Annotated in this window: 15 protein-coding genes and 2 pseudogenes; 6 read left to right on the forward strand and 11 right to left on the reverse strand. The window is 59.0% G+C overall.

Features of this window, described 5'->3' with window-relative positions:
- Positions 1–170: 170 nt before the first annotated feature.
- The 8 genes from SFU85_00870 to SFU85_00905 form a co-directional block, all read right to left on the reverse strand.
- Entirely contained in the window at positions 171–1,013 is an 843-nt protein-coding gene (locus SFU85_00870; GenBank protein ID MDX6765323.1) for a glycosyl hydrolase, read from the reverse strand.
- A 66-nt stretch (positions 1,014–1,079) separates the two neighbouring features.
- Entirely contained in the window at positions 1,080–1,919 is an 840-nt protein-coding gene (locus tag SFU85_00875; protein MDX6765324.1) for a glycosyl hydrolase, read from the reverse strand.
- 18 nt (positions 1,920–1,937) lie between these two features.
- Complete coding sequence (locus SFU85_00880) at positions 1,938–3,437, reverse strand: sulfatase (protein MDX6765325.1); 1,500 nt, start codon at positions 3,435–3,437, stop codon at positions 1,938–1,940.
- Between the two features lie 3 nt (positions 3,438–3,440).
- Positions 3,441–7,139, reverse strand: coding sequence for a Verru_Chthon cassette protein A (gene vccA / locus SFU85_00885; GenBank protein ID MDX6765326.1), 3,699 nt, complete (start codon positions 7,137–7,139; stop codon positions 3,441–3,443).
- Positions 7,136–7,720 carry a Verru_Chthon cassette protein D gene (vccD, locus tag SFU85_00890; GenBank protein ID MDX6765327.1) on the reverse strand — a complete coding sequence of 195 codons (585 nt, stop codon included), beginning with the start codon at positions 7,718–7,720 and terminating at the stop codon, positions 7,136–7,138. The genes vccA and vccD overlap by 4 nt, the downstream gene beginning before the upstream one ends.
- The gene (locus tag SFU85_00895; protein ID MDX6765328.1) at positions 7,717–8,706 is read right to left on the reverse strand and encodes a prepilin-type N-terminal cleavage/methylation domain-containing protein; all 990 of its coding nucleotides are present in this window, start codon (positions 8,704–8,706) and stop codon (positions 7,717–7,719) included. Before SFU85_00895 ends, vccD begins: the two co-directional genes overlap by 4 nt.
- An 11-nt stretch (positions 8,707–8,717) precedes the next feature.
- Positions 8,718–9,209, reverse strand: coding sequence for a Verru_Chthon cassette protein B (vccB, locus tag SFU85_00900; protein ID MDX6765329.1), 492 nt, complete (start codon positions 9,207–9,209; stop codon positions 8,718–8,720).
- Positions 9,210–9,953: 744 nt separating this feature from the next.
- Entirely contained in the window at positions 9,954–12,251 is a 2,298-nt protein-coding gene (locus SFU85_00905; GenBank protein ID MDX6765330.1) for an autotransporter-associated beta strand repeat-containing protein, read from the reverse strand.
- A 311-nt stretch (positions 12,252–12,562) separates the two neighbouring features.
- On the opposite strand from SFU85_00905, the pseudogene SFU85_00910 reads away from it, so the two are divergent.
- The 4 genes and pseudogenes from SFU85_00910 (at position 12,563) to SFU85_00925 (ending at position 16,775) form a co-directional block, all read left to right on the forward strand.
- Positions 12,563–13,474: pseudogene (locus SFU85_00910) on the forward strand (beta-galactosidase family protein).
- Between the two features lie 699 nt (positions 13,475–14,173).
- Positions 14,174–14,803 (forward strand): discoidin domain-containing protein, encoded by a 630-nt coding sequence (locus tag SFU85_00915; protein ID MDX6765331.1) that lies wholly within the window; start codon positions 14,174–14,176, stop codon positions 14,801–14,803.
- A 67-nt stretch (positions 14,804–14,870) separates the two neighbouring features.
- Positions 14,871–15,985: pseudogene (locus SFU85_00920) on the forward strand (IS630 family transposase).
- Positions 15,986–16,115: 130 nt separating this feature from the next.
- Positions 16,116–16,775 carry a prepilin-type N-terminal cleavage/methylation domain-containing protein gene (locus tag SFU85_00925; GenBank protein MDX6765332.1) on the forward strand — a complete coding sequence of 220 codons (660 nt, stop codon included), beginning with the start codon at positions 16,116–16,118 and terminating at the stop codon, positions 16,773–16,775.
- Here SFU85_00925 and SFU85_00930 read toward each other — a convergent pair.
- Together SFU85_00930 and SFU85_00935 are read right to left on the reverse strand one after the other, a co-directional pair.
- Positions 16,765–17,643 (reverse strand): exosortase/archaeosortase family protein, encoded by an 879-nt coding sequence (locus SFU85_00930; GenBank protein MDX6765333.1) that lies wholly within the window; start codon positions 17,641–17,643, stop codon positions 16,765–16,767. The two genes, SFU85_00925 and SFU85_00930, sit on opposite strands and share 11 nt — an antisense overlap.
- Positions 17,644–17,656: 13 nt before the next feature.
- Positions 17,657–18,061 (reverse strand): hypothetical protein, encoded by a 405-nt coding sequence (locus tag SFU85_00935; GenBank protein ID MDX6765334.1) that lies wholly within the window; start codon positions 18,059–18,061, stop codon positions 17,657–17,659.
- A gap of 204 nt (positions 18,062–18,265) precedes the next feature.
- On the opposite strand from SFU85_00935, the gene SFU85_00940 reads away from it, so the two are divergent.
- Entirely contained in the window at positions 18,266–18,685 is a 420-nt protein-coding gene (locus SFU85_00940) for a secondary thiamine-phosphate synthase enzyme YjbQ (GenBank protein ID MDX6765335.1), read from the forward strand.
- A gap of 79 nt (positions 18,686–18,764) precedes the next feature.
- Positions 18,765–18,989, forward strand: coding sequence for a DUF3820 family protein (locus SFU85_00945; protein MDX6765336.1), 225 nt, complete (start codon positions 18,765–18,767; stop codon positions 18,987–18,989).
- 488 nt (positions 18,990–19,477) lie between these two features.
- Here the strand turns inward: SFU85_00945 and SFU85_00950 are convergent, their stop codons facing one another.
- Positions 19,478–20,236 carry an exodeoxyribonuclease III gene (locus SFU85_00950; GenBank protein MDX6765337.1) on the reverse strand — a complete coding sequence of 253 codons (759 nt, stop codon included), beginning with the start codon at positions 20,234–20,236 and terminating at the stop codon, positions 19,478–19,480.
- Positions 20,237–20,251 lie beyond the last annotated feature (15 nt).

A 20,251-nucleotide genomic window follows, 5' to 3' on the forward strand; every position in this document is an offset into this window, starting at 1 on the left:
AGGAAGGTTTGTGGCCGCCAGGTTCAAAGACACACAAAGGATCACAATCGAGAATGGTGAGGTCTTGGCCAATGGCTTCTTGATATTCATCTGGGCAGGATTTCTAAGGACAGCGATTCGATTGATTTTTCGTCTTTAAAACTTACTGCAAACTAACAATCTTGTATGCATTATGCGTCTCGGTAACATTGGCCGAGGGGAGTGAGGTTGCCATCGGCATCAAAGAGGGCGCTGCTGTAAAGCGGGATGCTCGTGGTTTTGGCGGGAAACCAGGCGTAACGTTCGACGAAGTCGAGCTTGTCCAGCATGGGCAGGACCTGCTCCATGAAACGCAGCACGGTCTCGGGCTTGTGCTTGTTCTCCTCGACGCTTTTGGCGTTCCAATCCCCGACCGCGAATTCGGTGATCCAGAGCGGAAGCCCGAACATTTGATATACCTTTTCCAGCCGTTTGACGAAGGCCTCCGGATTCGGGCCGCCGTAGGAATGCACACAGACAAAATCCACCCGCAGACTGCGTTGCTTCGCGGCAGCCATGAACTGGACCATCCACTCGGTATCCGGGTGTGTGCAGCCAGGACTGCCAAGGCGCAGGCCGGTCTCCATCAGCAACGGCCAGGCCGCGAGGGTCTGCTCAAGCGTCATGTTGCCCTGCTTCTCTTTGTCGGGCTCGTTGAATCCAAGTAGCTCCTTGATGCCCGCCGTTTTGGCCGCGACAGCCGTTTCGGAAATCACGCCGGGATCGCCGCCGTAACGATAAATCATGGGGATGAATTCGGTGCCGTCCGGCTTGGTTTCCGGAATCCGGTGATTCCAGGAATAGAACCATTTGCAACGGAGGTCGGTCAGTTTTTTCTCCCAGCCGGGAAACTTCACCGTCTGGCCAAGCCCTTTCTTCTTTGCCCCCTGGGGCAGGATGGCTTCTGGAGTGACCAACTGGCGCTGACAGGCAGCAAACGAAATGGCGGCGGCAGAGGCGGTGGATAGGCTGATGAATTTTCGACGGCTGATCATAAGTTTCCGCATTTGTTAGACTAGTGCATTAATTTGGGATGAAAATAGAATGGAAGAGTCAGGACTTCAGGCGTCGCGGTAACATTGGCCCAGTTCTGTCAGCTTTCCCTCCAGGTCGAAAAGCGCGCTGGTGCCGACTGGAGGACTGTCCGCACTGGCGGAAAACCATGAGTAACGTTCGAGGAAGTCCAAGCGATCCAGTTTGGGCAGGACTTTGTCCATGAAACGCAGCACCGTCTTGGGGTCGTGTTTGTTCTCCTCGACGGTCTTGGCGTTCCAGTCACCCACGGCAAACTCGGTGATCCAGAGCGGGCGGTTGAACATCTCGTGGACTTTCTCCAGCCGGTTGAGGAAGGCCTCTGGATTAGGACCACCATACGAATGGATGCAGACAAAGTCCACCCGGAGTTTCCGTTCCTCCACCCCGGCCATGAAATCGATCATCCATTGCTTGTCCGGGTGAACGCAGGCGGGACTGCCGATGCGCAATCCGGTTTCCATGTACATCGGCCAGAGGTCGAGGGCCTGTTCCACGGTGAGACCATCTTGGTGTTTGGTGTCGGGCTCGTTGAATCCGAGCACTTCTTTGATGTCGTGCCCGGCAAAACTTTCCCTGATTTTGGCCACCATTTCTGGTTTCGAGTGCCGACTGCGGATCATGGGCACGAAGGCCATGCCCTTGGGGGCGTCGTCAGGGACAAACCCGGCCCAAGTGTAGAACCATTTGGCATGAAGGCTGGTGAGTTTCTCGGCCCAACCGGGACTGTCGCCCGCCGTGGTGCAGAAGCCTTTTTTCTTCGAGCCCGACTGGAGATAAACCGGGACGGTCTCTTGGGAAAATCCGGTGGTGGTCGTCAGCGCTGCGGCGGCGGTCGAGAGACCGATGAATGTGCGGCGCGTGATCATGATGGTTTTCTTTGCGCCTTAGGGGCTGGGGGGCCCGATTTTTCCCGTTTCTTTTTTCGGCTTCATCGGGGCCATGCGGTTCATTTCACGACGCCACTCCAGCATACGGTTCCAATCGTCCGCACTCGCGGTCTTTGGATCGAAGGTGCTGGAGTCGACGGTGACATAGAGCCTGCGGTAGGCCTCTTCATTGAAATTTGGATTGGGCGTATTGATCTGCACCTTGTTTACCGCGCGCCACTCCGCCAGTGAAGTTTTGAGTGCTGCCACCCGGGCGGGTTCCCGGGCCGCGAGATCCTGTTTTTGTCCGACATCGGACGACAGGTCGTAGAGTTCCGTTTTTTCTTCGTCGTAGTATTCAACCAGCAGCCATCGGCCATCGCGCACGACTCCGCTTGGGCGCCCCCCCTGGTTGGTGTAATGGGGAAAATGCCAGAAGAGCTTTCGCTGTGGAAACGCTCCCCCGGTGAGTCCTTGGGCAAAGCTGCTGCCATCCAGACCGGGGGGCTGGAGGGCACCGGCCAATTCCAGCAAAGTGGGAATCCAGTCCACATTGTTGACCGGGGCATCGACCACCTGTCCCGGGGGCACATGCCCCGGCCAACGCACGATCAAGGGAATCCGCTGCCCCCCCTCGTATGTATGACCTTTGCCGGCCCGAAAGGGGGTGTTGTGGGTCACGCGGGTGTGGCCGCCTTCGGGCACGTGGAGGCCTCCGTTATCGGAAGTGAAGACCACGATGGTGTTCTCCGCCAATCCCAGTTCTTCCAGACGCTTGAGCAAGATCCCCACCGTGTCATCCAAGGTCTCGATCAGTGCCGCATAGACCGGCTCGAAGGCCTGCGCATTTTTTTCCACCAGTTCCTGCTTGGCGGTATAGGAAATGTGAGGGGTGTAGTGGCTCAGATACGCCACGAAGGGACGATTCTTGTTCGACTCGATGAACTTGATCGTTTCTCGGGTCAGTTCGTATTCCGCCTTGCCCCCCTCAATCTTGGAAGGGGTGGTATTTTTCCCATCGCCGGGGTGGTAAACAAAATCGAAACCATGTTCGGCGGGCCCTGGATTATCGCCGACATGCCACTTTCCGATCAGACCGGTGGTGTAGCCATTGGCCTGGAAGTAGCGCGGGAGCATCTTCACCGAGAGCGGCACGTTCAACATGATCTCCGGTTGGAGGACCCGCTGGGAAATCGCATCCGGGCGGCCGGGGAGATAAGTGGTCATGTGCAGCCGGGCCGGATTGAGACCGGTGAGCAGCCCGGCGCGCGAGGGCGAACAGATGGCCTGGGAGGCATAGGCGGATGTGAAGCGCATACCCTCTGCGGCCAAACGGTCCAGATGAGGCGTATGGTGCTCGGCTCGTCCGTAGCAATGCAGATCATGGATGCCCAGATCGTCACAAAGAATGAAAACGATGTTCGGCCGGGGCTTGGGAGGGTGATCTTTTTGGGGGATGACCCACACCAATAGGGTGATCATCCCCAGCATACATGGGATGGTGAGGGATTTTTTCATGGCTCAAGGGGCAAATTGGCGACTATTGACCGTTCGCCACTTGTAGGAGGGGCCGAGGTCGGTGGTGCTGGTGGGCCAAGTGGTGGCAAAATCGGGAATGGTGGTGTCGTTCGGGTTGATGTAGCGCTCGATGAGCGTGGAGCCGCGGTATTCGCCAGTGACTTTGTCACGGGTTTCATCCCAGACGTTGGCCGTGGTGGCAATTGATTTTTTCAGCGTTTGCGCCCTGACATGGACGGTGAAGGTGTTGGACTTGGTGGTCATGCGGCCGAGGAGGTTGGCGTAAACCCGCTCGCGTACGTTGTCGCCGGTGAGGCGGTTGGTATTCCAATAGTTGGAAGCCCAGGAATCATAGGTGGTCTGGAATCCGCCAGAACCCGGGATGGCCGAGACCGATTCCCCCTGCGGGACCATATGGATTTCGCAGATTTGAGAGGGGGAGCGGAAGACATCATTGCGGGCGAATTTGTCCTCGAATTGCAGGAGGGTGTTGGGGATGTTCAGGGGCAAGCGGGTGTTGGTGTTTTGCGTGGGGCCCGCCTTGTAAGTCAGACTGAGGGTGGTTGGGATGACGGAGAGTCGTTCGCTGCGCAGGGCGGCCACCATCGCAGTGGAGCGTTGGATCATGGAGCGGAAGGGCATGATTTCGTAGTTCATGTTGATCTTGCCGGCGGTGGAAAAGGGTTCGCTGATGGCATAAGGTTCCGCCACCGGCATCCAGAAGAGGTCAAGGAGGAGGTGATCGCGCGGGGTGCTGGTCCAGCCGAAGTGCCCGGACTGGGGTCGGAAAAGCAGGGTGCGATAGGGGTTACCCTGCAGGAGGCCCGTGGGAAGGGAGCCGAACATGGCGGCCGAGGGGATCTGGCGGTTGGCCGAGAAAAAGGCTGCGGCCAGATCAATGGTCGAGCTGGATACGTCTGAGAAGTAGGCATCCTTGTCCGTCCCGCTGGTGTTTCCCAAGTTGCCCTCATCCGCCTTATTGATGTAGGGACCGTCGGGAGCGCGACCCACACCGCTGTCCCAGTCGCCCTCGGCGGCACGATTATTGTAGATCGTCACATCGGGTGAATCCAGGTTGTGATCCACTCCGGTGGCCAGACGGTCCGGGGCAAAGGCGGTGCCGTTGCGCAAGGTGACCCCGCCGGCAAAGAGGGATTTGGAAGCCTCGACAAAACTGTGGGCCATGGCGCTCGTCGAGTCATAAGCGGGGTGTTTTTGGAAATTCACGCCGCCGGGTCGAAGGAGCAGGCGGAAGTCGGAATGCGCGGGAACCATCGATCGGACGACGTCACCTTGGCTGGTGGCCCCGGTGGTGCCATCGATGACGGCGAGGAAGGGGGCGGCCGGTCCGAGGGCCGTCCAACTGCTGCCCGGATCGCACTGGGCCTGGGTGCCGTCCTGTCGGTTGGGGCGACCGGCGGGACTGCTCGTTCCTTTCCATCCGCTCCGCTGGAAGGTCCACCAAGTCTCTGCGGTGCCCGTTGGATAGTTTCCAGCAACCGCACCGGCCAGAGTTGGAACCGGCAGGGTGGCGGCGGGGAAAGTCACTGTCTGTGTTTGCACGGGAACGGCCCCGGAAAAACCGGAAAGGAAGCCGGAGTAAAGCTCTACCGTGAGCGAACCGCCATCGAAGGTCATGGTGCCCGTCGAGGAGTTGACGGTGATGGGAACACTCAGGAAGGGATAGCGCAAATAAGGATCATCCGTGGGGACCGGGGAGGTATCGGCGGCGTACGGTCCCCGGGCGGGGAATATGGCCCGGGCCAGAGCCGAACGCACGGAGAGCACCCCTCCCCAGGGCTTGCCCCCCCAAAGGTTGCCGCCAACGTAATAATCCCACCAGTCGAAGTCATCCGAGGGAAAATTGAGTGGTGTGCCGTTGACACTGAAACCGCTCACGTTGAGCAGCCGGACCGTGAAGGCCTGCCGGTAACGGGGGAATCCCTGTCCGGGGACGAATGCTTCATAGAGGAGCCGGGCTTCGACCCGCGTCTGGTTGGCGGTCAGGGCCGTGCCAGCCAGTGATTTGTTCAACGTGGCGTTGTTGCTGGTGGCATTGGTGGAGCTGGCGGTAGCGATGAACTGGATGCCGATTTCGGAAAGAAGCGGGAAGCGACCAAACCCCTGGGTGTTGCCGATGCGAATGGGGCTGACTTGGCCCAGCCCCGCCTGGGTTCTGGTGGCCCTTGCGGCCATGACTCCCCGGGTTGAAAATCGTTTGGCGGCGTCTGTCTGGAAGTTGTCGTCGGTGTTGGTCGTGCGGATGTAATCGAAAATCTCGGTCAAAATCTGGTCCCGTTCCGATGCGGCGCCGGATACCGGGTATTTGGCCAGAAAAGAACCGCCACCGAATCCCGGGATGTTGCGGTTGGTGAGGTTTTGCAGGTAGGTGTAAAGTTCCTGGTTTCGGGCGATTCCGGTGTAATCCGCCGTGGCGCTCTGGGGGTCGCTTCGCTGGAAGGAATACAGTTGCCCGTTGATGGTGGAACAGAAGGCCATGAGGTTGTCCACCGGGGTGCGGTTCGCAGGAAGGGTGTCAAGCGGCCAGACGGCGATGCGAGGAGTGTTGAAGAGGGTGGTTTCGGGGGCACGGGAATTCGCGGTGAGGAAGAAACGGCGCGTTTCGATGTCGGCGCGGCTGATATTGACGTCGGTGGGTTGACTGCTGCGGTTGGCGGCAAAGATCAATTCGTCCACCGAGCTGTAGAGACGGTCCTCATCCGGATTCAATTCACCGCTGGCGAGGGTGGACGAAGTGGGAACCGTTCCCGCCTTCGATCCACCGCCGACGATTCGGGGGGTGATTTGATAGATCGCCTCGCGCTCGGGCTCGGTCAGGTCCGGTGTGGATGTGCTGTTGGTGGCAAAAAAGACAGGAGCCAAGGAGGTCATCGCGGGATGGCCGGGATAGCGCTGGAACTCGTTTTTGACCGGTTGGTTGTTGGCCAGTGCCCGGTCCTGGGTCGTGTCGGCACGGGGGGTGTCCCAATAGGTGCCTTCGCTGGAGGTGTTGATGTTGACCTTGGTCGATTCGTCATCGGTCCAGAAAGCCACGCGCCCGACGATGGGGTTGGTGGCGCTGGCGCCCACGACAGTGGCAGTGGAGCCATTTCCCGCGGCTGTCGGGGCCACCAACTGGCCGTTTTGCAAAATGTAGAGCCAGCGCACGGGCATCTGGCCAGCCACCGAGGTCGCTCCTGCAGGGGGATCGAGGGTGAAGCCTTGCACACTGTTCTCGGCCATGGGGTCGAGAATCGGGTAGTTGGTCGTCGTGCCCACCACGACGGGTGCGTTGAGGTCGGTCCATGAAGCCGCGTCGGTGGCCCATGAGGCCGGAGGGATGTCGGCGTCGATGCTGTTGGTGAAGGCGGCGGCAGTCGTGATGAGTTCCGAGGAGGAGTAGAGCTTGTAGGCTTTGACGAGATTGCCCGAGTTGTCAAAGGTGCGAATCATGCCGGGCTGTGAGGTCCAAGCGACCTGGGTCCCCTGGGTGGCGGCATCGCGGATGCTGGCCTGAACCAACTGCACCGCAGTATCGGCGAATTGACGGGTGGAGGCGGAAGCGGCAAAGCTGGCGGAGGAGGATCGCTCGACCGTCATCCGGCTGAGAAAGGTCACGATCAAGGCAAAGAGGATGGTCAGCAGGCCGAGGACAATGACCAGGGCCGCGCCGGAACGTGAGTATCGTGCGACAGGTTTCATGGCCGGAAGAGCGTCACGCGCCCGGTGACCGGGTTGAGTCGGACGGTAAAATAATTGACCGGAGGAATGGCGGTATCGGTGGTGGCGTGCACGGTGACGAAGTTATTGTTCGAGGTGATGCTGGGATCGGGCTGTCCGCCGGCTCGGATACGCAAGACGGAGTAGGAGCAGTTGCCCAGGGCACCGAAGGTGGCCGTGGCATTACCCGGATAGGCCGCCAAGAGGGGGGAGAGACTGGTGTTGGAGGAGATGACCGTCCCTTTGGGAAGGATCACGACTTTGCCCAGAGGACTCATGGTGCCGCGATCATCGGCGATCCAATTTTGCAATGCCCGGAATGAAGGCGGTGTTCCGGTCTGGATGATCCGCACCTCAACGCTCCGGTTTTTGACGGAGGCTTCCTGGCGCGCCGTGACAAAGGCGTCACTGAGCATCTGCCCCCCACTGGTGATCCCGAGGCCGCGCTGGATGCTGCTCACGGCGGGAACGGAGAGTGGGACGATGATGGCGATGATGGCCAGCACGACGAGTAATTCGATCAGGGAGAAGGCGGCTGCACGAGCCTGAGGGTTCGGTTTCATTCCATTTTGGATTCCCGAATGGGAACCGTCATATTGAAGGTCCGGAATTTGATATTATTGGCGGATAGGCTACTCTCCAAGGTGGTCAGGTCGGCAGCGTATTTCGCCGGGTCGAGAAAAAGGTTCGTGAGGGTATTGGAGATTTCTCCCGGCGGGGTGGCGTTCAGACACAAGCGGGCGGCAGAAGTTTCATCCAGGGCCACGATGGTCAACTGCACCGTGGGCGGGAGTTGATTGGCGGTTTGGGGCTGCGGGTTCGAGCTGACGTTGAGTCGCGAGTCGTAAGCGTAATTGGTCGTCAGAGCGAGTCCCGCAGGGTCGTCCTCGGGCGAACGGCGGGGCCAAACAATGAGACAGATGACGTTCTCGGCAATGGGAGCGGCGGTGTCGGCCACATCCTGTATCCAGGTGTCGCCGGTGGCATGGTCATAGACCTTGAGTTCTTCGGAGGGTTGGACGGCCTGCATGAGGAAGTAGCGGTAAACCGGCGTTTGTGCAGGAAACGGGGGGGGCAGGGTTTCCCGGGCCCGGTATTCGACATAGTAGCCTATGGCATTGAGCAGTGTTTCCAGACCACCGTAGTTGGTGAGATCGTGCGTCACACCCGAAGGAGCCTGGAAAAACAAGACATGGCCGCTGTTCACAGTGCCGGGAAAAGGGGCAACGCCTGCCTGGCCAACAAGAAAGTGCAATTCGGATTTGCGCAAATAGCGGGTGGGAGAGGGCAGTTGGTCGTAGTCCCAGTAGGCGTTCAGGGTAGCCTGGCTGACATTTCGGACCATGAGGTCGAAGGCGGCCCGGGCCCCTTGAAAGGCGGATACTTTTTCAGAGGCCCATCGGGTGACCTTGCTGGTTTGGGATATCACCCCCAAGAGCATGGTCAAGAGTAGGACCAGCACCGTCACCGCCACCATCATTTCCACGAGCGTGAAGGCGGAGGCCTCGGAACGGCACTGGCCGATTCTGCGTTTTACTGCGTTCTGCACGTTTGGATAAGCTACTTGCCCGAGTTGGCGACTTGCAGGCTGTAAATTTTTGTTTTGGCAGTAGAGCTGGGAGCGGATGGACTCTTGCGCGATTGAATGGTGATTTTCAGATTTACCAGTGATTGCGCAAGATCGACGGCATTTGCGCTCCCGGGGAACGTGGCCTGATCTGTCGTCATGTTCACGGTGAAAAAGGCCCCGCTGGCACTGGTCACCGGCAGACCTTCGTCGTCGAAGTACAGGTTATTCGCGGCGAGCTGGTCGAATTTAGAGATCACCGCCTGGCTGGCGATGGACTGTAGAATCTGCGCTTCGACCGTTTGATTCATCGAGTCCCGCAAGGTGGTCAATCCCGTCGGCAGGAGGCCAAGCGCCACCACCCCGGCAAAGCTGACCAGGGCCAGGGCCATCGTGACTTCGACGAGTGAAAAACCCCGAGAATTTCGCTGGAACCCTAAAAATAGGAGCACTCTCTCACTGCTTTTCTTTTGGGATTTGGCCATACGAAGAAACTACATAGTAAATATTGCAAACGCAAGTTATATTGTTTGTTATTTGTCTGCCTATGCGGTCAGTTTTCATATAGGAGCTTTGAATTTGTTGTGGACGGTGCCGGCTCACGAGGAGAAGCGTGATATGGGGCAAAAGCGCTCGGCTTGTCCCGCGAAAAGGCCGGGCATCGGCGGAAGATTGTGTCCACCTTTGATGCCTTTGGTGGAGCGGGCCGCGTCAGGTGCGTTTCGCATCCAACGCGGTCACGCGAACCTCCGCTTGAGCGGTGCGTTGCCGCAATGCGGCTCACAGTGCCGGGCACGCCGGGTTCCCGCCCATTCAGTCAGCTGATCAGACAGAAAACGCGCTCATGGGGCGATCTGGAGTAATACCAAATAAAAATGACTGAGCGACAGAATATGCGGGAGGGCGAGGCTCCTGCCGAGCCGGTTTGATGTCTCTATTCCTAGGGCGGCTCAGCAGGAGCTTCGCTCTCCCATAAGGCACTTTTACGCCTACTCCATTCAATTTGGCATAATACCCAATCATGTTGAATGAGCCTGTTCCAATCGGAGGACCGCAGGCCCTGCGATCAAGCCGCACAGCGTGCGGCCCTCCGGAGCGCTTTTGCGCCTAACCAATCGGATTTGGTATAAAAGAGGCGGCAACTCTTTGGTTGATCGATGGCGCAAACAAAAAACGAGGGATCTTTCGATCCCCCGTCTTGAGAAGAAACCACTTTTCGCAATCTGTGATCAGGATTTGTTTTTTCCAGAGCGCGCGCGACTGCGAAGGAAGGCGAGCATACCCAGACCCCCGGCCAATAGGGCATAGGTGGAAGGCTCGGGAACCACGACCAGGTCGAGACTTCCATTTTTGAAATAGGCGGTGTTGCCTCCGCCTCCCGGCAGGGTAACCGCATTAGCCAGGCCGAAGTTCGTGATGTTGCTGAAATCACTCGTGGTCGTTCCAAGCAGGGTGTAGGTGCCGGGTGTGACGAGCGACCAATCGATCGCACTCCCGTCGGCATTCACCAAGCTGGAGATGCTGAAGTCGTTCGCCAAGTTCACCACACCATTCACATCAAAGACCGAGCCGGGCGTGAAGATCAGGTTGGCCCCCGAGGCCAGGGTCAAATTTCCGGTGAAGGAACCGTCGCCGCCGATACGGCTGCCAGAGGCGAGGGTCAATCCACCCGATAAAGCGGAGGCATCAAAGGTCGCTCCGGTGGCAATCGTCACGTTCGTGCTGCTGAAGGTGGCCGTGGAGGCGATGAGGAGCGTGCCTGCGCTGACCGTGGTGGTGCCGGTGTATGTGTTGTTGCCAGCCAGGGTGAAGGTGCCATTGCCGAGCTTGGTCAGGCCGCCCGTGCCGCTGATGGAACCGCCATAGCTCGTGGACTGGTTATTTCCACCGGTGGTGAGGGTTCTGCTACCCAGATTAACAGCTCCATCCGTGCCAGAAGATGCGAGCGAACCAATGGTTTCGTTTGCACTGTTGAATTGAAGGAGTGAATTAGCACCGGTAAAGCTGACCGCGGAACTGTCTCCGATGGCTTGTCCTGTGGCACTGTTGATGTTGAGAGTGGCATTGGTGCCAATGGTGGTGGCCCCCGAGTAGGTGTTGTTGGTCCCTGAGAAACGAACGAAGCCTGGATTTCCCGACTCGGTGATGTTGACTCCGCCAACGCCCGTGATGTTTCCACTGAATATCATATTCTTGTCCGTAAAGAAAAGTCCGTTGTGGATATTCAAATCCCCTTCAAGCGAAACATTGCCCGTGAAGGTGTAGGTGTGATCGCTACCTCCCCGGATCGTGCGGAAGCCACCTGCACGCACAATGATGTCGTTGACGAATTGCTTGTTCCCTGACCCTGCGGCAGGCGAGAGCAGGAGCGCGGCACCTGCTGAATTTCCGGTTTCCCCAAAAACAATTTTACCGGTTCCAAGGTTGACCTGCCCCAGGGTAGAGTTGCCATAGACACTGAGTGACCCTTGACGAATGATCGCGTCCCCAGACCACAAGGTGTTGTTGCCGCCGATCTCAAGTCGTCCCAACGAAAAATCGGTCGAGTTGCTGGTGATATAATTGTAGCCATTCACAACCAAGTTCCCCGTGCCTGTGATATTACGAGATATGTCGAAGCGATTCGTCAGTGATTGGTTGCTGGATATGTTTTGGACCGTCAGATTTCCATTCAAGTTCAGGGTGCCATTCCCGGCGAGCGCGCCAGCGGCATTGCTTGTGGTTGAATTGTTGTTGTAAGCCAGTGTACTGTTTCCGGTAACCGTCCAGTTCGCGCTTCCCGTCGTCGAGTTGCCGTAGACTTTATTAGTTCCGGTTGTGGCGAACTGAAGCGTGCCTCCGTTCAAGTTCACAGCAGAGTAATTGACAATTTCATTGGCGCTTCCACTGAAACCCGCAATGAATGTTCCCTGGTTGACATTGAGGGAGCCCGTGATGCCGCTGTTGTTGAAAATCTGAAACGTGCCGGTGCCATTCTTGGTGAAGCTAAAACTACTTGTCGTCGATATCGGGCGGTTAAATGTCAAAACCCCCGATCCATTGTGGTTTATGATCAAATTACTGCCGAGTTGGAATGAATTAGCCGGACTCCCCGAAAAACCCAGGCTCAACGGGTTACCAATAGTGATGTTCGCAGTCGATCCAGCCAAGACGTCAATGAACGCTTGGTTGGTCGCATTGCCAAAAGTCAGACGGGCGTCCGCAGTGGACGTTGCGTTCGCGGAGAGGCTCAAGGCGAATGTGCCGTCCACATCAGCCCCAAAGGTGATAGAACGAATCGTACGACCCACACCAAGCCAAGTGGTGTTGCCACTAAGACCTGCATTGGTGCTGAAGGTGACATCAGTTGCCGCGTTGAACGTCGGAAGGGTATCGCCAGTCCAGTTGGTGGCATTACCCCATGAGGCATCAGTCAAGCCGCCACCATCCCAAGTTTGGGCTTGGAGGGTGGATGAAAACGCGAAAACTGCCGAAACGATGACTGCAGCGTTAACCTGACGCATCAGGGCGTTGGATGAGTTTTTCATACGATTGCCTTTTCTTTATCTACTTTTTGTCAGTTTTTTATTTGGCGCTACCGACGACCGATTCAGCTTTTGGGGGAGCAAAGACAAAAGCGGCCTTGATAGAAAGTTCCCATAAGTAGCATCGGCTGTCAAGATATTCGTTTGATCTTTGTCTGGCAATATCGTCGTCTGCGTTGAATAGTAGGGTTATTCGCATGATCCGCCCCCCCTCCTTCTGCGTTCCCGTGCTGCTGATCGCAATCCTCATCGCCCTGGGCCCCACTCCCAGTCTGGCCGCGCCAGGCCTCTTCGCCATTGGGGATGAGGCTTTTATGCTTAAGGGCCAGCCCTATGTGATACGCTGCGGCGAGATCCATGCCGCCCGGGTTCCCCGCGAATACTGGAGTCACCGCCTCAAAATGGCCAAGGCCATGGGTCTGAATACTGTCTGCGCCTACCTCTTCTGGAATCAACACGAGCCCCGGGAGGGCCAATTCCGTTGGACCGGCATGGCCGACATCGCCGAGTTCTGCCGACTGGCCCAAGCCGAGGGCCTCTGGATCATCCTGCGTCCGGGACCCTACGCCTGCGCCGAATGGGAAATGGGCGGTCTGCCCTGGTGGTTGCTCAAACACGAAGACATCCAATTGCGCTCCCGCGACGCGCGATTCATGGGCGCTGCCCGCCGCTATTTGCTGGAGGTGGGACGCCAACTCGCCCCTCTCCAAGTGACCCACGGCGGTCCCATCCTGATGGTCCAAGCGGAGAACGAATACGGCTTTTTCGGGAAGGACGCCCAGTATATGGGTGAAATCCGCCAAGCCCTGCTCGATGCCGGCTTTGAGGTGCCCCTCTTTGCCTGCAATCCAGTATGGCAGCTCCGCAACGGGCACCGCTCCGACCTCTTTCCCGTGGTCAACTTCGGCACCGACCCCGAGGGTGCCTTCAAGAAGCTGCGCGAGATCCTGCCCAAGGGACCATTGATGTGCGGCGAATTCTACCCCGGCTGGTTCGACACCTGGGGCCAGCCCCACCACCGGGGAAAAACGGCGCGCTATCTTGGCGACCTTGAAACCATGCTGAAGATGAAAGCCTCCTTCAGCATCTAAATGGCCCATGGTGGCACCTCCTTCGGCTTCGGCCCGGGTGCGGACCGCCCGTTCAAGCCCGATACCTCCTCCTACGATTACGACGCCCCCATCAGTGAGGCCGGTTGGACCACGAAGAAGTTCTTCCAAACCCGCGACCTCTTCGCCCGTTACCTCCAGCCGGGCGAGACCCTCCCCCAGCCGCCCCCTGCCCCTCCGCTGATCAGCTTCCCCGCTGTCCCGTCCACCGGCTTCGCCCCTTTGCTGGCCGATTTGCCCAGCCCGGTCCGGGCCCAACGCCCGCTCAACCTGGAAAAGCTCGACCAGGCCCACGGCGCCGTGCTCTACCGCACCACTGTGCCCGCCGGACCAGAGGCCGTCTTCCGGGCCGACGCCGTGAACGACATCGGGCAGCTTTATCTGGACGGGGTGCGGCTGGCCAACTTCGACCGCCGCAACCGTGTCTTCCTGGCCAAGCTGCCCGCCCGCAAAAAAACCGCCGTGCTCGAATTGCTCGTCGAAGCCATGGGCCGGGTGAACTTCGGCCTGGAGGTCCACGACCGCAAGGGCCTGCGCGGTCCCGTGCGTTTGGGCGATACCGAACTCCTCAATTGGGAAATGTTCTCCCTCCCGCTCGACGCCACCCATCTCGGTCGCCTTGCCTACCAACTCGCTACACAAACTCCCGCCAGCCAAGCCCCCTTCACCCGCCTGCGTCCGGGTTTCCACCGTTTCGAGGTCGACTTGAAAAAGGCCGGCGACACATTCCTCGACATGCGGCCCTGGGGCAAAGGCATGATCTGGGTCAATGGCCACCACCTGGGCCATTACTGGAACATCGGCCCGCAGCAGACAATGTTCGTCCCCGGCCCTTGGCTCAAGGCCGGGCGCAACACATTCATCGTGCTCGACTATTTGGGTGATACCGATGCCGGGCTGGCCGGGCTCGACAAACCGATCCTCGATCAGCTCCGTCCCGAGCTTGACTTCTTTGGCCGCAAACCAGAACTCAAGCGCCTCCGCGTTCAAGGTGCGTCCGGTCTCCGCGGGGTCTTCGCCCCCGGGGCCGAGTCCCAAAGGATCACGTTCTCCCAACCGCAGCGCGGACGCTTCTTTGCCCTGGAAGCCCTCGACGCACACGACGGGGGCACGTCCGCCGCCATCGCCGACCTCTCACTCTTCGGGCCCGACGGCAACGCCCTCAACTCACAGCTCTGGACCATCACCAGCGTCAGCAGCGAGGAAACGGTGGGCGAAGCCGCCGGCGCGGGTAATGCCATCGACGGGCAGATCTCGAACTACTGGCACAGCGCATGGAAGTCCGCCCAGCCCAAGCACCCCCATTGGATCGTCATCGATCTGGGACGCGAGGAGGAACTCGGCGGCTTCGTTTACGTGCCCCGCCAGGGAATCACCGCCGAAGCTACCGGACGCATCAAAAGCTATCAGGCCTATGCCGGTTCCTCGCTCGTCCCCGCCCCCTAGTGTCTCATTGAGTGGACAACGCTGTAAAACGGCTGTACATCTTCGATGCATTCTGTACCCATAGGAGATGCGCCCAAAACTCTATCCCATCGCCTTAAATTCTTCCGAGCGTCAGTGGCTTGAGCAGGTGGTGCGCAGCAACGCGGCTCCCAGCAAACGTGAACGGGCCCGTATCATGCTTAAAGCCGACGAGAACCGTGGAGCTGGAGGTTTGAACGACCGGCAAATTGCCGAAGCATTGGAGGTTTCCTTGAGCAGCGTGCAGCGCATGCGCGCGCGTGTCGCGGCCAAGGGACTGCGGCCCACCATTGAGGGGGACTACCACCAGCGGCCCCATGTGCGCAAAATCGACGGCACGGTCGAGGCCCGTTTGATTGCTCTTTGCTGCGGCCCGGCTCCCGAGGGCCGCAGCCGCTGGACCCTGAAGCTTTTGGCCAACAAACTGGTCGAACTCGAGCTGGTCGATTCGATTGATCCATCGGCCTTGCACCACTGTCTAAAAAAAATGAACTTCAGCCTTGGCGCAAAAAACAGTGGTGCATCGCCCCGGGGCAGGACGCGGCCTTCGTCTGTGCCATGGAAGAAGTCCTCGAAGTCTACCAGCGCCCGCAGGACCCGCAGCGGCCCCTGATCTGTTTGGATGAAACCACCAAGCAGCTCGTCTGCGATAGCCGTGCGCCTTGGCCGCCAGTTCCCGGCCACCCTGAAAAGTTCGACTTCGAATACCAAAGCCATGGGGTGGGAACCCTCTTCATGCTCAGCGCTCCTCTGGAGGGATGGCATCAAGTCGTCGTCACCGAACGCAAAACCCGCATCGATTATGCCCATGTGCTCAAGGCCTTGAGTGATGATTACTTCCCCCGTGCTGCCTGCCTCGTCCTGGTTCAGGACAATCTCAACACCCATTCGTTCTCTTCGCTTTATGAAGCCTTCCTACCCGTGGAGGCCCGGCGCATCCGGGAACGTTTTGAGATCCACTACATCCCAAGCATGGCAGTTGGCTCAACATGGCGGAGATTGAACTCCATGTGCTCGCCACGCAGTGCTTGAATCGGCGCATCGCCGACATGTCCGAATTATCTCAACAAACCAAAGCCTGGGTCCAACAGCCCAAGATCGCATCCAATGTCATTTGCTACCGCCGATGCCCGGATCAATTCAATAAAACTATATCCATCGATTACGGCGTTGTCCATTCAATTTGACACTAGCCTTTACGTTGTAGACGGGGATTCCCATCCCCGTTCGCAGTGACGGGAGACGGACACGCACCGCATTGCCTCGGAGGGTGGGGTGCGGTAGCCTGTCCTTCATGCGCCGGGGCTTCACGCTGGTCGAATTGCTTGCCGTCGTCGTCGTCGTGGCGGTTCTGGCGTCCTTCGCCATCCCCGCTGTCTCGAAGGTCCTGACCCGTGGTCGCCAGGCCGCCTCGCTCTCCAACATCCGACAGCTCGGGATGTCGTTGCTTTCCTACGCCGCCGACAACCAATACAAACTCCCGCCCCGCACCAACGGCACCGATCCCGTCACCGGTGCCGCCGTGGACAAATGGCCCAAGGCCCTGTACACCTACATGCCCGATGTCCGGGCCTTCATCGACCCCTCCGACCCCCTCCCGGCCAACCGCGACCCGGCGGTCTTCTTCACCAACCGGCGCAACAACAGCAGCTACGTCTACAACGGTTTCAACGACCTCGGCGCCTACACCGACCCTTCCTACCAGGTCCATACCGTCAACCTGACTTCGCCCTCCACCCTCATCCTCCTGGGGAAAAAGCGGCACATCCGCGGCGACTTCTACATGGATGTCGACGAGGGGGCCCAAGGCAACCAGATCGAGGTCCTGGACTGGGACACCTACGGCAAAACCCTGCACTACTTCTTTGCCGACGGAAGCGCCCGCTGGCTGACCCAGGCCGAGTACGACGCGACCCTATGGTTGGTGGACAAGACCTACACCCTCAAGAAGTGATGCTGCCTGCCCGTGCCGCGGCAACATCACGGTCGCCATCGACCCAGCAGACCACCCCCCAAACCGAGGCCAGGCCGGCCCAGAAAAAGACGTTGCCCACGATCTCGTGCAGCACCGGGTAATGCCCCGGGAAGTGCGGGGCCAGCAGGCAGATGGTGATGATCCGCAGGACATTGAAAAGAACCGCCAGGAAAACCGACATGATCACACACAAGACTTTGTCGAACACCGCCACCCTCCGGTAGATGACCAGGAGCAGGGCCAGGAGCAGCGAGGCCCCGATGAGGCCGAATCCGTTGCATTCCGGGGCCACCTCGAAGGCCTGGGGTCCGACCGTCAGCACCAGCCGGGCTTCGTCACCGCGGTCAAGATACAACCGGGCGGCAAAGCCCAGCTTCTCCAACACCCATTGGGAATACCGGCCGGCCACCGCGCGCAGCGGCCAATCGGCGTATTGCACCAGGGCAGCCAACACCCCGTAGGCTCCCGCCGCCCCGGCCAGGGAAAACACCGCCCGTTGGGCCCGCGGGCCGAAAAAGAACAGCCCCCAGGCCGCCCCGGCCAGGACATAACTGGCGACAAACAACCAATAAAGGCGCGTCCCCGTGGCCGCTCCCAGGAGGACGAAGGACCCCATCAACAGGGTGGTCGAAAGGGGGCTGAAGGCACCGTGGTAGGAAAGCCGGTTGCGCCGCTCGGTCAGCAAAAACACCACGGCCAGCCCCAAGATGAGCAGGGCATGGTTCAGTTGCCCGTGATGGTGGGTCTGGCGGGCCAGCCAATAGGTCAACGGGCCGAACAATAGAACGGTCAGGAGGAAAAGCGCCACCGTCAGGGCGCGGTCCAAAATGACCGGGGACCATCTCACCAGGAACTACCCTTCAACCCTGCGACGCTTGGCCCGCCTGTGCGGCCTGGCGCGCCCGGCGGACATCGATGAAGGACTTGACGCACAACGCGGTGAAAACGCCACAAAGCAGCGCCATCGAACCCGTCGAGGCCAGCGCCGCCGGACTCGGCTCGCCACCGTTCAGCTGTTTGATCAATGACGGAACAAACCGTCCGGCCGAAGCCAGGAATCCCAGCACACCGAACACCGCCGCCACATGCATGGCGTGTTTGAGCAGGGCTTCTTTGCGGGCGATGATACCGCAGACCAGAATGATCATCCCGAAGACACAGGGGATGAGGGCGGTTTTGTGGGTGGCACCGGTGGCAAAAAACGAAACCGTTCCAGCCAGATCGAGGAGGATGCCGAAAACAATGGCAATGAGGGGCATGTTCATGGGAGCCAAAATAGCCTGCCCATCTCCCTCCGCAAGGACGGTTTGATAAGGCGGGGCATCACGGCTCGGACTCTGTATTCTTCTATTTCTAGACGGGCATTCCCATCCCCGTGGACGGCGGCGTGGTTTATCCCTTTCCCTTGGGGTGAACCCATCTTTTTCCCTTCGCGTTTCCGGCGTTCTTCACGGTAAATTGCCCTCCCCATGCTATCCCAGTCCACCTCCTTCACTGTCGCCACCCGGGGCAAAGGCACGACCGAGATCACCGATCGGGTGGCCGCCTGCGTGACTGCCTCCCGTGTTCGTGTCGGCACGGCCACGGTTTTCGTGGCCCACACCAGTGCCAGTCTGGTCATCTTTGAAAATGCAGACCCGACCGCCCGCCAAGATCTGCACCGTTTTTTTGAAGACCTTGTGCCGGAAGACCACCCCGGTTATGTCCATACCCTAGAAGGCCCAGACGACATGACCAGCCACCTGCGCATGGCCCTGACCCGGACCTCCGAGGTCGTCCCCATCGCCGAAGGACGCCTCTGCCTCGGCACTTGGCAGGGGATTTACCTCTTCGAACACCGTCGCGCACCCCACACCCGCACTGTCTGGGTGAATGTGATGGGGGGATGAGTGAGGTGATCTGCTGTCGGCCGTCGGCTATCAGCTATCAGTCCTCAGCCAGAGGAAACAGTAATAAGAAACTCAAAACATGCCTTTAACCCCCGAAGCGTTGGCCGATTGGGAGAAGCTGCGCACTTGGCGCATGCCTTTCGGAAAATTCAGCGGGCGCCCGCTTTACGAAATCCCGGCGGAGTATCTCTGTTGGTTCGAGCAGAAGGGCTGGCCCGAGGGCGAATTGGGGAAGTTGCTGCGCATCGTCCTTGAAGCCAAACGCGAGGGCGCCGATCACGCCTTCGACGTGTTCCGGAGATGAGGCATTTTACATAATCCAATATCCCCCGCTTTCTTCATGCCGGGCATCCGCCTTCGCTTGCAAAGGCCGGGTAGCACTACCATACCCGATTGAATAGGCGATCGAGCGCCTTACGGGAGGGCGAAGCTCCTGGCTCCCCCGCAAGCTTTCGGGGCTGAGCCGCGTCTGGCATGATGACCCGAACCCGGCTCGGCGGGAGCCTCGCCCTCCCGATAGACCCGTCACCCGGTCAATGTGAATTGGTGTTAGAGATTTGTTGTTTATCAAAGACTCAGTTCTACACCTACCGGGCATCCGCCTTCGCTTGCTAGGGCTGCGCAGCTGCACAATACCCCATTGAATAGGCGATCGAGCGCCTTACGGGAGGGCGAAGCTCCTGCTGAGCCGCGTCCGGCATGATGACACGATCACGGCTCGGCGGGAACCTCGCCCTCCCGATATACCCGTCACCCGGTCAATGTGAATTGGTGTTAGAGATTTGTTATTTATCAAAGACTCAGTTCTATGCCTACCGGGCAGTGATCGGAGCCGGTGACTTCCGGCATGATCCACGCCCTCTTTAGGGCCGGTCTGAGTTTCGGCGAAAGCAAAAAGTAATCGATCCTCCAACCGACGTTCCGCGCCCGGGCCCCGGCGCGGAAGCTCCACCAACTGTAATGCCCCGGCCCCTTCTCAAATTCGCGGAAGGTGTCGATCCACCCGGCATCCAGGTATCGCTGGAAGCTTTTCCGCTCTTCCGGGGTGAAGCCGGGGCTCTGGACATTCTCCTTTGGACGGGCGATGTCGATTTCCTGGTGGGCCACGTTCAGGTCCCCGCACACCACCACCGGCTTGTTTTTCTCCAGCTTTTGGATGTGCCTCAAAAAGGCCACATCCCACCCGTTGACTCGGTAGTCGAGCCGTCGCAGGCCGTCCTGGGAATTCGGGGTGTAGACGTTGACCAGGATGAAGTCGTTGAACTCGGCATTGATGATGCGGCCCTCTTGGTCGTGCTCGGGGATGCCCATGCCAAGCGTGACGGACCGGGGGGCGAAGCGGCTGAAAACCGCCGTGCCGGAATAACCTTTCTTCACCGCACTGTTCCAATGCGCGTGGTCATGGTCGGGCAGGGCCAGGTCCACTTGGTGGGCCTCCGCCTTGGTTTCCTGGAGCCCCAGGATATCGGGGCGGGCCTTGGCCACGAAGTCCAGAAATCCCTTCCCGAGCGTGGCCCGGATGCCATTGACGTTCCAAGAAAGTAGAATCATGGCGGCAAATCTACC

The sequence above is a fragment of the Candidatus Methylacidiphilales bacterium genome, from assembly GCA_033875315.1.
Lineage (GTDB): Bacteria > Verrucomicrobiota > Verrucomicrobiia > Methylacidiphilales > CAZTYG01 > JANRJG01.

Coding starts and splice junctions, on each gene's coding strand:
- SFU85_00940 (MDX6765335.1), top strand. CDS start 18,266: ATGCTATCCCAGTCCACCTCCTTCACTGTCGCCACCCGGGGCAAAGGC.
- vccD (MDX6765327.1), bottom strand. CDS start 7,720: ATGAAACCGAACCCTCAGGCTCGTGCAGCCGCCTTCTCCCTGATCGAA.
- SFU85_00925 (MDX6765332.1), top strand. CDS start 16,116: ATGCGCCGGGGCTTCACGCTGGTCGAATTGCTTGCCGTCGTCGTCGTC.
- SFU85_00915 (MDX6765331.1), top strand. CDS start 14,174: ATGTTCGTCCCCGGCCCTTGGCTCAAGGCCGGGCGCAACACATTCATC.
- SFU85_00875 (MDX6765324.1), bottom strand. CDS start 1,919: ATGATCACGCGCCGCACATTCATCGGTCTCTCGACCGCCGCCGCAGCG.
- vccB (MDX6765329.1), bottom strand. CDS start 9,209: ATGGCCAAATCCCAAAAGAAAAGCAGTGAGAGAGTGCTCCTATTTTTA.
- SFU85_00945 (MDX6765336.1), top strand. CDS start 18,765: ATGCCTTTAACCCCCGAAGCGTTGGCCGATTGGGAGAAGCTGCGCACT.
- vccA (MDX6765326.1), bottom strand. CDS start 7,139: ATGAAACCTGTCGCACGATACTCACGTTCCGGCGCGGCCCTGGTCATT.
- SFU85_00950 (MDX6765337.1), bottom strand. CDS start 20,236: ATGATTCTACTTTCTTGGAACGTCAATGGCATCCGGGCCACGCTCGGG.
- SFU85_00870 (MDX6765323.1), bottom strand. CDS start 1,013: ATGATCAGCCGTCGAAAATTCATCAGCCTATCCACCGCCTCTGCCGCC.
- SFU85_00905 (MDX6765330.1), bottom strand. CDS start 12,251: ATGAAAAACTCATCCAACGCCCTGATGCGTCAGGTTAACGCTGCAGTC.
- SFU85_00880 (MDX6765325.1), bottom strand. CDS start 3,437: ATGAAAAAATCCCTCACCATCCCATGTATGCTGGGGATGATCACCCTA.
- SFU85_00935 (MDX6765334.1), bottom strand. CDS start 18,061: ATGAACATGCCCCTCATTGCCATTGTTTTCGGCATCCTCCTCGATCTG.